We start from the raw sequence: 14,399 nt of genomic DNA, 5'->3' as shown, positions 1-14,399 counted from the left end.
ACAACAACACAACACTCCCGAGGAACGCCCATGAGTATGTCATCCATACCTTCGCATTCCCCATCCGGTAAGCTCTATGGCTGGGTTGAAAGGATCGGCAATAAAGTGCCGCACCCTTTCCTGCTTTTTATCTATCTGATTGTGATTTTGATGGTCGCTACCGCCGCGCTCTCCGCCTTTGACGTTAGCGTGCGCAGCCCGGCCGACGGCAGCCTGGTGGCGGTGAAAAACCTGCTGAGCATTGAGGGGTTGCACTGGTTTTTACCCAATGTGATTAAAAACTTCAGCGGTTTCGCCCCGCTGGGTGCCATTCTGGCGCTGGTGCTGGGGGCCGGGCTCGCCGAGCGCGTGGGCCTGTTACCAGCCCTGATGGTGAAAATGGCCTCTCACGTCAGCGCGCGTTACGCCAGTTACATGGTGCTGTTTATCGCCTTCTTCAGCCATATCTCCTCCGACGCCGCGCTGGTGATCATGCCGCCGATGGGGGCGCTGATCTTCCTCGCCGTCGGGCGTCACCCCGTGGCAGGCCTGCTGTCGGCGATTGCGGGCGTGGGCTGCGGATTTACCGCTAATCTGCTGATCGTCACCACCGACGTGCTGCTCTCTGGCATCAGCACGGAGGCGGCGAAAACCATCGATGCGGCCATGCACGTCAGCGTGATCGACAACTGGTATTTTATGGCCAGCTCGGTGATTGTTTTGACAATTGTCGGTGGGCTGATCACCGATAAAATCATCGAGCCGCGCCTCGGTAAATGGGAAGGCCGTAGCGATGAAAAGCTCGAGACGCTAAGCAAAGAGCAGCGCTTCGGCCTGCGCGTGGCCGGCGTTATCTCGCTGGCCTTTATCGCGCTGGTGGCGCTGATGGTGGTGCCGGAAAACGGGATATTGCGCGATCCGGTTAAACATACCGTCCTGCCCTCGCCGTTTATCCAGGGCATTGTGCCGCTGATTATTCTATTTTTCTTTGTCGTTTCGCTCGCCTACGGTATCGCCACTGGCAAAATCCGCCGCCAGGGCGATCTGCCGCAGCTGATGATCGAGCCGATGAAAGAGATGGCTGGCTTTATTGTGATGGTATTCCCGCTGGCGCAATTCGTTGCCATGTTTAACTGGAGCAACATGGGCAAGTTTATGGCCGTTGGCCTGACTGATGCGCTGGAGGCCGCCGGGTTAAGCGGTGTACCGGCGTTTGTCGGCCTGGCGCTGCTGTCATCCCTGCTGTGCATGTTTATCGCCAGCGGCTCCGCCATCTGGTCGATTCTGGCCCCGATTTTCGTGCCGATGTTTATGATGCTTGGGTTCCATCCGGCCTTCGCGCAGATCCTGTTCCGCATCGCGGACTCCTCGGTCATTCCGCTGGCGCCGGTTTCACCGTTTGTTCCGCTGTTTTTAGGCTTCCTGCAGCGCTATAAACCCGAGGCCAAACTGGGTACCTACTATTCGCTGGTTTTACCCTACCCGCTTATCTTTTTAGGGGTATGGCTGGTGATGCTGGTCGCATGGTATCTTGTCGGCCTCCCGATTGGGCCGGGGATCACCCCGAGGCTGAACTAAAGGAATGAGGATGCTGAGATTACTCGAAGATAAGATTACGACGCCGCTTGGGCCGCTGTGGGTGATCGCGGACGAGCAATTTTGTCTGCGCGCCATTGAGTGGGAAGAGCACAGCAACCGCATGGAAGAACTGCTCGATATTCATTACCGCTCACAGGGGTATGAACGCATCCGCGCCACCAACCCGGGCGGACTGAGCGACAAGCTGGCGGCGTACTTCGAAGGCGATCTCAGCATCATTGACACCCTGCCAACCGCCACGGCAGGCACGCCTTTTCAGCGCGAAGTGTGGCAAGCGCTGCGGTCCATTCCCTGCGGACAGGTCATGCATTATGGGCAGCTCGCGGAACAGCTAGGTCGCGCAGGGGCAGCACGTGCAGTGGGCGCCGCAAACGGCTCCAACCCGGTCAGCATCGTGGTGCCCTGCCATCGCGTGATTGGCCGCAACGGTACCCTGACCGGCTATGCCGGAGGGGTGCAGCGAAAAGAGTGGTTACTGCGTCATGAAGGGTATCTCTTGCTCTAGTTCCCAGGCTTTTTGTGCTTAATTTTCTTCCGGTTAGGCTAAAAATCCATAATCAAGCTGTGGAATTTCAAGAAGATGGCGACACGTTGCCGTCACTTGTCCTTATTGAGGGTTTGTCAGGCTTACGTACTTACCAAAAAGATGTTAAAATTGACCAATATCAATTAAGGCTTGAGCAAACCTATGATCCCGGAAAAGCGAATTATACGACGCATTCAGTCTGGCGGTTGTGCTATCCATTGCCAGGATTGCAGCATCAGCCAGCTCTGTATCCCGTTTACCCTGAATGAGCATGAACTCGATCAGCTTGATAACATCATCGAGCGCAAAAAGCCTATTCAGAAAGGGCAGACGCTGTTTAAAGCGGGAGACGAACTGAAATCGCTCTATGCTATCCGTTCTGGCACCATCAAGAGCTACACCATCACCGAACAAGGTGATGAGCAGATCACCGGCTTCCATCTGGCGGGCGACCTGGTGGGCTTTGATGCCATCGGCACAGGCCATCACCCGAGCTTTGCTCAGGCACTCGAAACCTCGATGGTTTGCGAAATCCCGTTTGAAACCCTGGACGATCTGTCCGGTAAGATGCCTAACCTGCGCCAGCAGATGATGCGTCTGATGAGCGGTGAGATCAAAGGCGATCAGGACATGATTCTGCTGCTTTCCAAAAAGAATGCAGAAGAGCGCCTGGCTGCGTTTATCTACAACCTCTCCCGTCGCTTTGCCGAACGTGGCTTCTCGCCGCGTGAGTTCCGTCTGACCATGACGCGTGGCGATATCGGTAACTACCTGGGCCTGACCGTGGAAACCATCAGCCGTCTGCTGGGCCGTTTCCAGAAAAGCGGTATGCTGGCCGTTAAGGGTAAATACATCACTATCGAAAACGGTGAAGCGCTGGCCGTTCTTGCCGGGCATGCCCGCAACGTGGCATAACTTTCCGCATGTTGATGACCAGACTGATAAATTTTTGTGATTTATTGGTCTGGTATAATCACTTCCGTTTCAAGATATTTTCACCGTAGCACGTCCCCACACAGCGCCCGAAAGGTTCTCGTTGAGGTTATGAATTGAGAGAAAGTTTGTTTTTCGTTTCAGTCGTGATTGCCTCAGTGACCTTTATCTTCATCTGGATCATGCTTGTTGGCCCAATGAAGGGGGAGGAAAAAACCTACGTTCAGGACTCCACGACCTTTGCGATAGCGGTGATGGTGCTGCTGTTTATTGCGTTTATCGCGGTCACCACGACGGTGCTATTCCTCTGATAATTTTTCATGAATTATTGATCTGGCAAAACCTCCCCTCTGTTTCATTCAGGATATATAGGTTACTCTTTTAATTACAGACTGTGGTGACAGTAGTAAGGAGACCTGTATGGCCAAGTATCAAAACATGCTGGTAGCTATCGATCCTAACCAGGACGATCAGCCGGCATTACGACGTGCTGTGTATTTGCATCAACGGATTGGTGGCAAAATCAAAGCGTTTTTGCCGATCTATGACTTCTCGTATGAGATGACCACCCTTCTGTCGCCTGACGAGCGCACTGCTATGCGTCAGGGCGTCATCAGCCAGCGTACCGCGTGGATCCGTGAACAGGCCAAATATTACCTGGAAGCGGGTATACCCATTGACATTAAAGTGGTCTGGCATAACCGACCTTTCGAAGCCATCATCCAGGAGATCGTTGCCGGTGGGCATGACCTGCTGCTGAAGATGGCGCACCAGCACGACAAGCTGGAGTCCGTGATCTTTACCCCAACCGACTGGCATCTCCTGCGTAAATGCCCTTGTCCGGTGTGGATGGTGAAAGACCAGCCGTGGCCTGAAGGTGGGAAAGCCGTCGTGGCGGTTAACCTCGCCAGCGAAGAGGACTATCACAATTCGCTGAACGAAAAGCTGGTGAAGGAGACAATCCAGCTTGCTGACCAGGTCAATCACACCGAAGTGCATCTGGTTGGCGCCTACCCGGTCACCCCGATCAATATCGCCATTGAGCTGCCTGAATTTGACCCGAGCGTGTACAACGACGCGATCCGCGGTCAGCACCTGCTGGCCATGAAAGCGCTGCGTCAGAAATTCAGTATTGATGAAAAAATGACCCACGTAGAAAAAGGGCTGCCTGAAGAGGTGATCCCGGATTTAGCCGAACATCTGCAGGCCGGGATTGTGGTGCTGGGTACCATAGGTCGGACCGGTATTTCTGCCGCGTTCCTCGGCAATACGGCTGAACAGGTGATCGACCATCTGCGTTGCGACCTGCTGGTTATTAAGCCGGATGAGTACCAGACGCCGGTTGAGCTGGACGATCCGGAAGACGATTGACTGGCAAGATGAAAAAAACCGTCGGGGAACCGGCGGTTTTTTTTTGCCGGGTGGCGGCTTCGCCTTACCCAGCCTACAGGTTTGCCAGGCCCGGTAAGCTTGCGCCACCGGGCTTTACTCTGTCAGAGTGATTTCAGAATCGCATCCACGCTGGCTTTGGCATCACCAAACAGCATGTGGGTGTTCTCTTTGAAGAACAGCGGGTTCTGAACCCCGGCATAACCGGTATTCATGGAGCGTTTAAAGACGATCACGTTCTGCGCCTTCCACACTTCCAGAACCGGCATCCCGGCAATTGGGCTACCCGGATCGTCCTGTGCAGCAGGGTTAACGGTATCGTTGGCACCAATGACCAGGACCGTGTCGGTATCAGAGAAATCATCGTTGATTTCATCCATTTCGAGCACGATGTCGTATGGCACTTTCGCTTCCGCCAGCAGCACGTTCATATGGCCAGGCAGACGTCCTGCCACCGGGTGAATACCAAAGCGAACCTTGATACCCCGCGCGCGCAGCTTCTCTGTGATCTCCGCAACCGGATACTGCGCCTGCGCCACCGCCATGCCGTAGCCCGGGGTGATAATGACCGTATGCGAGTTTTTCAGCATGTCTGCGGTATCTTCCGCTGAAATTTCACGGTGCTCACCTACTTCTTCATCCGCACTGGAAGAAGCTCCGTCGGTACCGAAACCACCGGCGATAACGCTGATGAACGAACGGTTCATTGCCTTACACATGATGTAAGACAGAATCGCACCCGAAGAACCCACCAGCGCACCGGTGACAATCAGCAGGTCGTTGCTCAGCATAAAGCCCGCCGCCGCCGCCGCCCAACCGGAGTAGGAGTTCAGCATCGACACGACCACTGGCATATCCGCACCACCGATGGACGCCACCAGATGCCAGCCAAACGCCAGCGCAATAATGGTCATTACCAGTAACGCCAGCACCTGCAGACCCACGCTTTCGGTACGCACGAAGACCACCAGCAGCACAAACGAAACCACCAGCGCCGCCAGGTTCAGCTTATGACGGTTTGGCAGCATCAGCGGTTTAGAGGAGATCTTCCCGCGCAGTTTGCCGAACGCAACAATGGAGCCGGTGAAGGTGACCGCACCGATGAAGATACCGAGGAACACTTCCGTCAGGTGGATGTTCACCAGAATCGGTTCCAGGCCCGGCGTGTGGTACAGGTAGCTGTTGAAGCCCACCAGCACCGCGGCCAGACCCACGAAGCTGTGCAGAATGGCAACCAGCTCCGGCATTTCGGTCATTTCAACGCGTTTTGCCAGGCGAATACCAATCGCGCCACCGATGATCATCGCCACCAGGATCCATGCCACGTTGCCGGTGTCCGGCCCGAAGATGGTGGCAATCAGCGCAATCGCCATCCCGGCGATACCAAAGTTATTTCCCTGCTGAGACGTTTCGTGTTTGGAAAGCCCCGCCAGACTGAAAATAAACAGGATTGCAGCAACAATGTATGCAGCTGTTACTAATCCTCCAGACATATGCTACCCCTTAGCCTTTACGAAACATTTTCAGCATGCGCTGAGTCACGGTGAAACCACCGAAAATATTGATACTGGCGATCAGCACCGCGATAAAGCTCAGGAAGCTGATCCAGCCGCCGTGACCAATCTGCAGTAACGCCCCCACGACAATGATCCCGGAAATAGCGTTGGTTACCGACATCAGCGGCGTATGCAGCGCATGAGAGACGTTCCACACCACGTAATACCCTACGACGCAGGAGAGCGCGAAGACGGTAAAGTGGCCGAGGAACTCTTTCGGCGCGACGTCAGCCAGCCAGCCGAACAGAATAATCACCAGCGCCATGATCGCGTATTTGCGCCACGGGGAAGCCGGTTTGGCGGGTTCTTTAGGCTCTGGCGCCGCTTTTGGAGCGGCCTGAGGCTGGGCAGAAACCTGAATAGGTGGCGCAGGCCAGGTGATTTCACCTTCACGGACCACGGTGACACCGCGCACCACCACATCGTCAAAATCAACGGTGATGTTGCCGTCTTTCTCTTTGCAAAGCAGCTTCAGCAGGTTGACAAGGTTAGTACCGTACAGCTGAGAAGACTGTGTAGGCAGGCGACCCGGCAGATCGGTATAACCGATCACCTTCACGCCGTTAGCGGTCGTGGTCACCTGATTCGGCACGGTATATTCGCAGTTACCGCCGTTTTGCGCGGCCAGGTCGACGATCACGCTGCCCGGCTGCATGGAATCAACCATCTCACGGGTGATTAGCTTCGGCGCCGGTTTACCCGGGATCAGCGCGGTGGTGACAATAATGTCGACCTCTTTTGCCTGGGCGGCGAAGAGTGCCATTTCGGCTTTGATAAAGGCTTCGGACATCACCTTCGCGTAACCGTCACCGCTGCCTGCTTCTTCCTTAAAGTCCAGCTCAAGGAATTCGGCCCCCATACTCTGGACCTGCTCCTTCACTTCCGGACGGGTGTCAAACGCGCGCACGATAGCGCCCAGGCTGTTTGCCGCACCGATTGCGGCAAGACCCGCCACGCCCGCACCAATCACCATCACTTTTGCCGGAGGAACTTTACCCGCAGCCGTGATTTGACCCGTAAAGAAGCGACCAAACTCGTGGGCAGCTTCCACAATGGCGCGGTAGCCGGCAATGTTTGCCATGGAGCTTAAGGCATCCAGAGACTGCGCGCGCGAAATACGCGGCACGGAGTCCATCGCCATCACCGTCACGCCACGGGAGGCCAGCTTCTCCATCAGCACAGGATTTTGCGCAGGCCAGATAAAGCTCACCAGCGTCGTTCCCGGATTCAGCAGCGCAATCTCACTCTCTTCCGGTGCGTTTACCTTCAGAATAACCGGCGACTGCCAGACGTCAGCACCGTCGACCACTTCCGCGCCAGCCTGGATAAAGGCCTCGTCATCGAAACTCGCCAGTTTGCCCGCGCCGCTTTCAATCGCGACGGTAAAACCCAGTTTAAGCAGTTGCTCCACCGTTTTCGGTGTTGCCGCTACGCGGGTTTCATTGGCTAACCGTTCTTTTGGTACCCCAATACGCATAGTTTTCCCTTCCATCGGTTTTTGATGATGGTTTATCGATAAATGCCCGCGGTTTGTATCAATTTTCACCGTCGCGTGAACAACGAGATATGATTAACCCCGGAAAATAAAACAGTAACAAACTGTCTATAACCTACTGAAAATAGCGCCTGCGATCTACCGTCAGAAAACACTATTTCTTACTTTATCTGTGAAAAATAAGCGATCGGCGTCACTGACAGTGATATTTACCTTAAATTCATCGCCGGAACCGATAAATCGCGCAAGCGAAGCGGTAAAAACATGATATAGCGCCATAAGAGAACAACTCATTAACATTAAATTAACTTGTAAAAGTCATATGCTTTATCAGTTTTACTTGTCAAACGCCTGTTTTTTCAACATATCACTAAATGTTATCGAATTCGGTGATTCAGTGAGCACAGGCTGTGAAAAATGGCGCAGACAGCGACGGGTTTTAAATGCAATAATCGGGACCGTCTCAAATTAACAACAATACCAGTACATGGTTTGCGCAAGGCGAAGGATTATTTTTATGAAGCTTAAGAACACACTCCTGGCGTCCGCACTTCTTTCCGCGACCGCCCTGTCTGCGAATGCCGCGACAGAGTTAACGCCGGAGCAAGCGGCAGCGTTAAAACCTTTTGACCATACGGTCATTGTGGGTCGTTATAATTCTATTGGCGATGCCGTCGCCGCTGCATCAAAAGCCGCTGATAAAAACGGAGCGGCCTCGTTTTATGTTGTTGACCAGTCTGATTATGGCAACAGCGGTAACCAGCGCGTGACCATTGCGCTGTTCAAAGACAATGCGCCAAAAGCTGACGCACCGAAAAATCGCGTGATCAACGGTGTCGTTGAGCTGCCAAAAGATCAGGCGATTGAGCTGGAACCTTACGACACAGTCACCGTTCAGGGCTTCTATCGCAGCCAGCCTGAAGTGAACGATGCCATCACCAAAGCCGCGAAAGAGAAAGATGCATACTCTTTCTATATCGTGCGTCAGGTCGATGCTAACCAGGGTGGCAACCAGCGTATTACCGCGTTCATCTATAAAAAAGATGCGAAAAAACGTGTTCTGCAGAGCCCGGATGCCATTCCAGCTGATTCAGAAGCCGGTCGCGCAGCGATAGCGAAAGGTGGCGAAGAAGCGAAGAAAGTTGAAATTCCTGGCGTAGCAACCTCTGCAGCACCAAGCGCTGAAGTGGGCCGTTTCTTTGAAACGCAATCCACGAAAGGTGGCCGTTATTCCGTCACTCTGCCAGACGGCACCAAAATTGAAGAGCTGAACAAAGCCACTGCTGCGCAGATGGTGCCGTTCGACAGCATCAAGTTTACCGGCAACTACGGCAACATGACGGAAGTCTCTTATCAGGTCGCGAAGCGTGCGGCGAAGAAAGGGGCGAAGTATTACCACATCACCCGCCAGTGGCAGGAACGTGGTAACAACGTCACCATCAGCGCCGATCTGTACAAGTAACAAAATCGTTTATGAAAGGCGGCGCAATGCCGCCTTTTTTGTTACTTTTTTTGAATTTCTGCCCCACGTCATTGCATGCTTTCGTTACACTCCGTAAAATCCCGCGCCTTAGTGTGATCCACCATTTTTATGCGCCTGTGCGAAATAATTATTCTGGATTTTGACCTTTCATAACAGGAAGCCAATGGAAAAGAAACTTGGCCTGAGTGCTCTGACTGCACTCGTTTTAAGCTCAATGCTGGGTGCAGGCGTATTCAGTTTGCCGCAGAACATGGCGGCCGTTGCAAGCCCTGCCGCGCTTCTCATTGGCTGGGGCATTACGGGGGTTGGGATACTGCTGCTGGCCTTTGCCATGCTGCTGCTCACCCGCATTCGCCCGGATCTGGACGGCGGCATATTTACCTATGCACGTGAAGGTTTCGGCGAGCTGATTGGCTTCTGTTCCGCATGGGGATACTGGCTGTGTGCGGTTATCGCCAACGTCTCCTATCTGGTCATCGTCTTCTCCGCGCTCAGTTTCTTTACCGATACGCCTGAGCTGCGCTTCTTTGGCGACGGCAATACCTGGCAGTCTATTGTGGGCGCCTCGGTATTACTGTGGTTCGTCCACTGGCTGGTGCTGCGTGGCGTACAAACGGCCGCCAGCATCAACCTGGTGGCGACGCTCGCGAAGCTGGTTCCGCTCGGCCTGTTTATCGTTCTGGCCTTTATTGCGTTCCGTCTCGACGTGTTTACGCTCGATTTCAGCGGTATTGCGCTGGGCGTCCCTGTCTGGGAGCAGGTGAAAAACACGATGCTGATAACCCTGTGGGTGTTTATCGGCGTTGAAGGGGCTGTCGTGGTTTCAGCCCGGGCCCGGAATAAACGTGATGTCGGTCGCGCCACGCTGCTGGCCGTGCTGGCCGCGCTGGGGGTGTATCTGCTGGTGACGCTGCTGTCGCTGGGCGTGGTGGCGCGTCCTGAACTGGCTGAAATGCGTAACCCGTCAATGGCAGGGCTGATGGTGAAAATGCTCGGTCCCTGGGGCGATGTGGTGATCGCTGCGGGGCTGATCGTCTCCGTCTGCGGGGCTTACCTGAGCTGGACCATCATGGCGGCTGAAGTACCGTTCCTGGCCTCAACGCACAAAGCGTTTCCACGCCTGTTTGCTCGTCAAAACAAAAACAGTGCACCGTCTGCGTCACTCTGGCTGACCAACATCAGCGTTCAGGTTTGTCTGGTGCTGATCTGGCTCACAGGTTCAGACTATAACACCCTGCTGACCATCGCCTCGGAAATGATTCTGGTACCCTATTTCTTAGTGGGGGCATATTTGTTAAAAATTGCCACACGCCCGGCGCATTATGTCGTGGGTGTCGGAGCCTGTATTTACGGCCTGTGGTTGTTGTATGCTTCCGGGCCTATGCATCTGCTGCTGTCGGTGGTGTTGTACGCGCCGGGTCTGCTGGTGTTTATCTACGCCCGCCGCACGCATCAGCTGGAGAATGCGCTGAAGCGCCGTGAAATGGCATTAATTGGAATGTTACTGGTTGCTGCCGTACCGGCAACCTGGATGTTAATGGGATAGCATCGCCTTTCCCATTGTTGAACTGCAAAGGAGAATACGATGGGAAATGCACAGCTTCGCCCAATACTGATCACCGGTGGAGGCCGACGTATCGGCCTCGCCCTCGCCCATCACTTTCTCAACCTTCGCCATCCGGTCATTGTCAGCTACCGTACGGAATACCCATCAATTGAAGGGTTACGTAAAGCCGGGGCGGTTTGCATTCAGGCTGATTTTTCGACCGATGACGGCATTCTGGCCTTTGCGGAAAAGGTGAAATCCACCACCACGGGGCTGCGCGCCGTGATCCATAACGCCAGCGCATGGCGGGCCGAAAAGCCCGGTACCTCACTCAGCGAAACGCTCTCCGCCATGTTGCAGATCCACGTCAATACCCCTTATCTGCTCAACCATGCCCTGCAGGATCTGCTGCGCGGCCATGGACATGCTGCGGGCGACATTATTCACTTTACCGATTATGTGGTGGAGCGCGGAAGCGACAAGCACATCGCCTATGCGGCCAGTAAAGCCGCTCTGGATAACATGACGCGCTCGTTTGCCCGTAAGCTCGCGCCCGAGGTGAAGGTGAACGCGATCGCCCCGGCGATGATTTTGTTTAATGAAAATGATGATGCAGAGTATCGCCAGCAGGCGCTGAATAAGTCGCTCATGAAAATTGCCCCAGGCGAGAAAGAGGTGATCGACCTGGTGGATTACCTGCTCACCAGCTGCTATGTCACCGGCAGAACGTTTGCCGTGGACGGCGGCCGACCGCTGCGCTAGTGAAAGCGGCTCCAGAAGAAAATTAACACCCAGGCGCTGAGTCCCCAGCAGACCACTGCCCCGCTCAGCGCCAGGGGAAGTCGCAGAAAACCGGTGAAATACCACAGCGAAAGCAGATAGAGAAAATAAGGGATGATAGACCACATGCCAAACACGATGGTCGTGCGTAGCGCTTCCGTACCCCGCTCATTGCCCACTATATAGTGGGCAATGAGCGCAAAGGTTGGGAAGAGTGGGATCAGCCCGGCAATATAGTAGTTTTTCGTTTTTGCCAGAACGCCAATCAATAACACCACCAGCGCCCCCAGCGCGGCTTTAATCACCAACCCCATACTTTTTCCTATTACAATCAAGTAACAATATGACTCAGAATAACGGAACCGGCGTTAATTTTGAAAGATTAATGGAAGGTTAAGGTTTCGCGGTGTATGTTGGCTTTTTTCACGAAAACAGACGTTGTATGAATAAGATTGTTTATGTTGAAGACGAACCCGAAGTCGGGCAATTGATCGCCGCCTATCTGGGTAAACATGATATGGACGTCATTGTTGAACCTCGCGGCGATCGTGCCGAAGAGGTGGTCGTCCGTGAAAACCCGGATCTGGTACTGCTGGATATCATGCTGCCAGGAAAAGACGGCATGACGCTCTGCCGCGACCTGCGCGCCCGCTGGGACGGTCCAATCGTACTCCTCACCTCCCTGGACAGCGATATGAACCATATTCTGTCGCTGGAGATGGGTGCTAATGACTACATTCTTAAAACCACACCGCCTGCCGTTCTGCTTGCCCGCCTGCGCCTTCACTTACGCCAGCACGCCAGCATCGAACGCGAAGCGCCCGCGCCGTCTCTGACGCCGCACAAAGCGATGCGTTTTGGTACGCTGTCCATTGATCCGATCAACCGTCAGGTTCTGCTTTCCGGCGAGCTTATCGCCCTCTCCACCGCAGACTTTGACCTGCTGTGGGAGCTGGCAACGCATGCCGGGCAAATCATGGACCGTGACGCGCTGCTGAAAAACCTGCGTGGCGTAAGCTATGACGGGATGGACCGCAGCGTTGACGTTGCGATTTCGCGGCTGCGGAAAAAACTGCAGGATAATGCCACCGAGCCCTACCGCATCAAAACCGTGCGTAACAAGGGTTATCTGTTCGCCCCGCACGCCTGGGAAACCTGATCGCGTTATCCGGTCAGGATAACCTGCGCGAAAAGAAGGCATTACACGTTGGTGCTTTTTCTTTCGCGCGTTAATTTGCCCGTTTGCGCAACCATTCACTTGCTAAGCCCGCGAACTATTCCATAATTAAATACTCTACTGCCCTTTCTTCAGCTGGCACCGCCCCGGCTACCACGCAGTTTCACCGTGAAACGTTCACGATATCTCTCCCATAAATCTTGAAATGAGGATTTAAGCCCATGAAATATGTATAACTACAATCAGGTAGAAGCCATCAAAACCAATCTTGAATGGATTGTTAATCAGGCCGCACTTAACCATCCTTCTCCCTCGCGCCCCGATCAAAAAGCGCTCTTTGATCTCCTTGAACTCATCCAGTCTTATGAAATTCTTCTGGATTTAATTCACGAATTCGGGACTGACGTGATTGATATGCACATTGCGGAAGGCCTGGCCGTGACCGAAAAGCTCATCGCCAAGGTAAAAAACAGCGCGAATGCCATGTAACACGCTTCACAGACATAAAAATATCGAAGGGTTTTCATGTATATTCTGCATGTATTGTTTTTTCGGTGAGATCCAATGAAAAAGCTGTTTGTGCAGTTTTATCTTTTGCTGTTTGTCTGCTTCCTGGTGATGACCATGCTGGTCGGGCTGGTTTATAAGTTTACCGCCGAGCGTGCGGGCAGGCAGTCGCTGGATGACCTGATGAAAAGCTCGCTGTATCTGATGCGCAGCGAGTTAAGAGAGATCCCGCCACACGACTGGGCTAAGACCCTGAAAGAGCTGGATCTGAATCTGTCGTTCGATTTACGCATCGAGCCATTGAAAGATTTCGAACTGGACCCGCCCGCCATGCAGCGTCTGCGTGACGGGGACATCGTCGCGCTGGATGAGAAATACACTTTTATCCAGCGAATTCCGCGTAGCCATTATGTGCTGGCCGTCGGGCCGGTACCCTATCTCTATTATTTGCACCAGATGCGTCTGCTGGACATGGCGCTGATGGCCTTTATCGCCATTTCGCTCGCATTTCCGGTCTTTATCTGGATGCGCCCACACTGGCAGGACATGCTGAAACTCGAATCCGCCGCGCAGCGTTTTGGCGAGGGGCATTTTACCGAACGTATTCACTTCGACAGCGGTTCCAGCTTTGAACGTCTGGGCGTGGCCTTTAACCAGATGGCCGATAATATCAATGCCCTTATCGCCAGCAAGAAGCAATTGATCGACGGGATTGCACACGAGCTGCGCACGCCGCTGGTCCGCCTGCGCTATCGTCTGGAGATGAGCGAGAATCTGACGGAAGCGGAGTCTCAGGCACTCAATCGCGATATTGGTCAGCTTGAAGGGCTGATAGAGGAGCTGCTGACCTACGCGCGCCTTGACCGCCCGCAGAACGAACTGAACCTCAGCACGCCGGACCTGCCTGACTGGCTGCAAACCCACATTGATGATGTCCAGAGCGTGAACCCGCAGCGCACGCTGTTGACCCGCGTCACGCCGGGTGATTACGGCGCGCTCGATATGCGCCTGATGGAGCGCGTGCTGGATAATCTGATCAACAACGCCATGCGCTACAGCGAAAGTACGCTACAGATTGGCCTGGATTTGCAGGGCAATCAGGCCAGCCTGACGGTTGAAGATGACGGACCGGGGATTGCCCCGGAAGCGCGCGAAACCGTGTTTGAACCGTTTGTACGCCTCGACCCGAGCCGCGACCGCGCCACCGGAGGGTGTGGCCTGGGGCTGGCGATTGTCTACTCTATCGCGCAGGCAATGGGCGGCACGGTGCATTGCGAAGAGAGCGAGCTCGGCGGTGCACGCTTCTGCTTTAGCTGGCCGGTATACCATAACATCGCCCTTCCCGTTCCTGCCTGACCTAAACCGCACGCTGGCCTGACCCGGCGTGCTGTGCTATATGATAAGTATGTTGTAACTAATGAGTGTGTTT

14 protein-coding genes are annotated in these 14,399 nt (G+C 54.1%); 11 read left to right on the top strand and 3 right to left on the bottom strand.

What is annotated here, in order from left to right; all coding sequences use genetic code 11:
* The first annotated feature begins 30 nt into the window (after positions 1-30).
* The 5 genes from abgT (at position 31) to uspE (ending at position 4,408) form a co-directional block, all read left to right on the top strand.
* On the top strand, positions 31-1,557 hold the full coding sequence (abgT, locus tag PYW49_RS01590) for a p-aminobenzoyl-glutamate transporter (protein ID WP_134350055.1): 1,527 nt from the start codon (positions 31-33) through the stop codon (positions 1,555-1,557).
* Positions 1,558-1,567: 10 nt separating this feature from the next.
* Complete coding sequence (ogt, locus tag PYW49_RS01585; protein WP_320385433.1) at positions 1,568-2,083, top strand: methylated-DNA--[protein]-cysteine S-methyltransferase; 516 nt, start codon at positions 1,568-1,570, stop codon at positions 2,081-2,083.
* 183 nt (positions 2,084-2,266) lie between these two features.
* The gene (fnr, locus tag PYW49_RS01580) at positions 2,267-3,019 is read left to right on the top strand and encodes a fumarate/nitrate reduction transcriptional regulator Fnr (protein WP_006174991.1); all 753 of its coding nucleotides are present in this window, start codon (positions 2,267-2,269) and stop codon (positions 3,017-3,019) included.
* 146 nt (positions 3,020-3,165) lie between these two features.
* A complete protein-coding gene (locus PYW49_RS01575; protein ID WP_014883604.1) occupies positions 3,166-3,348 on the top strand; it encodes a hypothetical protein in 183 nt (60 codons plus the stop codon).
* 109 nt (positions 3,349-3,457) lie between these two features.
* Positions 3,458-4,408 carry a universal stress protein UspE gene (gene uspE, locus PYW49_RS01570; RefSeq protein ID WP_134350053.1) on the top strand — a complete coding sequence of 317 codons (951 nt, stop codon included), beginning with the start codon at positions 3,458-3,460 and terminating at the stop codon, positions 4,406-4,408.
* 122 nt (positions 4,409-4,530) lie between these two features.
* Here the strand turns inward: uspE and pntB are convergent, their stop codons facing one another.
* Together pntB and pntA are read right to left on the bottom strand one after the other, a co-directional pair.
* Positions 4,531-5,919 carry a Re/Si-specific NAD(P)(+) transhydrogenase subunit beta gene (gene pntB / locus PYW49_RS01565; protein ID WP_059312357.1) on the bottom strand — a complete coding sequence of 463 codons (1,389 nt, stop codon included), beginning with the start codon at positions 5,917-5,919 and terminating at the stop codon, positions 4,531-4,533.
* 10 nt (positions 5,920-5,929) lie between these two features.
* Entirely contained in the window at positions 5,930-7,459 is a 1,530-nt protein-coding gene (gene pntA, locus PYW49_RS01560; protein ID WP_320385432.1) for a Re/Si-specific NAD(P)(+) transhydrogenase subunit alpha, read from the bottom strand.
* Positions 7,460-7,994: 535 nt separating this feature from the next.
* Here pntA and ydgH point away from each other — a divergent pair.
* The 3 genes from ydgH to folM all read left to right on the top strand — a co-directional run bounded on the left by ydgH (position 7,995) and on the right by folM (position 11,268).
* Positions 7,995-8,939, top strand: coding sequence for a DUF1471 family protein YdgH (gene ydgH / locus PYW49_RS01555; RefSeq protein WP_134350051.1), 945 nt, complete (start codon positions 7,995-7,997; stop codon positions 8,937-8,939).
* 184 nt (positions 8,940-9,123) lie between these two features.
* On the top strand, positions 9,124-10,506 hold the full coding sequence (locus PYW49_RS01550) for an amino acid permease (RefSeq protein WP_134350050.1): 1,383 nt from the start codon (positions 9,124-9,126) through the stop codon (positions 10,504-10,506).
* Positions 10,507-10,545: 39 nt separating this feature from the next.
* The gene (gene folM, locus PYW49_RS01545) at positions 10,546-11,268 is read left to right on the top strand and encodes a dihydromonapterin reductase (protein ID WP_134350049.1); all 723 of its coding nucleotides are present in this window, start codon (positions 10,546-10,548) and stop codon (positions 11,266-11,268) included.
* On the opposite strand, the gene PYW49_RS01540 is transcribed toward folM, so the two are convergent.
* The gene (locus PYW49_RS01540; RefSeq protein ID WP_320385431.1) at positions 11,265-11,600 is read right to left on the bottom strand and encodes a GlpM family protein; all 336 of its coding nucleotides are present in this window, start codon (positions 11,598-11,600) and stop codon (positions 11,265-11,267) included. The genes folM and PYW49_RS01540 overlap by 4 nt on opposite strands.
* A 128-nt stretch (positions 11,601-11,728) precedes the next feature.
* On the opposite strand from PYW49_RS01540, the gene rstA reads away from it, so the two are divergent.
* The 3 genes from rstA (at position 11,729) to rstB (ending at position 14,326) form a co-directional block, all read left to right on the top strand.
* On the top strand, positions 11,729-12,445 hold the full coding sequence (gene rstA, locus PYW49_RS01535) for a two-component system response regulator RstA (RefSeq protein ID WP_100170752.1): 717 nt from the start codon (positions 11,729-11,731) through the stop codon (positions 12,443-12,445).
* 246 nt (positions 12,446-12,691) lie between these two features.
* On the top strand, positions 12,692-12,952 hold the full coding sequence (locus PYW49_RS01530; protein ID WP_320385430.1) for a hypothetical protein: 261 nt from the start codon (positions 12,692-12,694) through the stop codon (positions 12,950-12,952).
* Between the two features lie 75 nt (positions 12,953-13,027).
* Entirely contained in the window at positions 13,028-14,326 is a 1,299-nt protein-coding gene (gene rstB / locus PYW49_RS01525) for a two-component system sensor histidine kinase RstB (RefSeq protein ID WP_320385429.1), read from the top strand.
* The last annotated feature ends 73 nt before the right edge of the window (positions 14,327-14,399 follow it).

It is taken from the genome of Enterobacter chinensis (assembly GCF_034008295.1).
GTDB classification, from domain to species: Bacteria; Pseudomonadota; Gammaproteobacteria; order Enterobacterales; family Enterobacteriaceae; genus Enterobacter; species Enterobacter chinensis.
Note: the sequence above shows the minus strand (reverse complement) of the source record. Positions and strands in the feature narration are given on the sequence as shown.

Coding starts and splice junctions, on each gene's coding strand:
- abgT (WP_134350055.1), top strand. CDS start 31: ATGAGTATGTCATCCATACCTTCGCATTCCCCATCCGGTAAGCTCTAT.
- ogt (WP_320385433.1), top strand. CDS start 1,568: ATGCTGAGATTACTCGAAGATAAGATTACGACGCCGCTTGGGCCGCTG.
- fnr (WP_006174991.1), top strand. CDS start 2,267: ATGATCCCGGAAAAGCGAATTATACGACGCATTCAGTCTGGCGGTTGT.
- uspE (WP_134350053.1), top strand. CDS start 3,458: ATGGCCAAGTATCAAAACATGCTGGTAGCTATCGATCCTAACCAGGAC.
- pntB (WP_059312357.1), bottom strand. CDS start 5,919: ATGTCTGGAGGATTAGTAACAGCTGCATACATTGTTGCTGCAATCCTG.
- pntA (WP_320385432.1), bottom strand. CDS start 7,459: ATGCGTATTGGGGTACCAAAAGAACGGTTAGCCAATGAAACCCGCGTA.
- ydgH (WP_134350051.1), top strand. CDS start 7,995: ATGAAGCTTAAGAACACACTCCTGGCGTCCGCACTTCTTTCCGCGACC.
- PYW49_RS01550 (WP_134350050.1), top strand. CDS start 9,124: ATGGAAAAGAAACTTGGCCTGAGTGCTCTGACTGCACTCGTTTTAAGC.
- folM (WP_134350049.1), top strand. CDS start 10,546: ATGGGAAATGCACAGCTTCGCCCAATACTGATCACCGGTGGAGGCCGA.
- PYW49_RS01540 (WP_320385431.1), bottom strand. CDS start 11,600: ATGGGGTTGGTGATTAAAGCCGCGCTGGGGGCGCTGGTGGTGTTATTG.
- rstA (WP_100170752.1), top strand. CDS start 11,729: ATGAATAAGATTGTTTATGTTGAAGACGAACCCGAAGTCGGGCAATTG.
- PYW49_RS01530 (WP_320385430.1), top strand. CDS start 12,692: ATGTATAACTACAATCAGGTAGAAGCCATCAAAACCAATCTTGAATGG.
- rstB (WP_320385429.1), top strand. CDS start 13,028: ATGAAAAAGCTGTTTGTGCAGTTTTATCTTTTGCTGTTTGTCTGCTTC.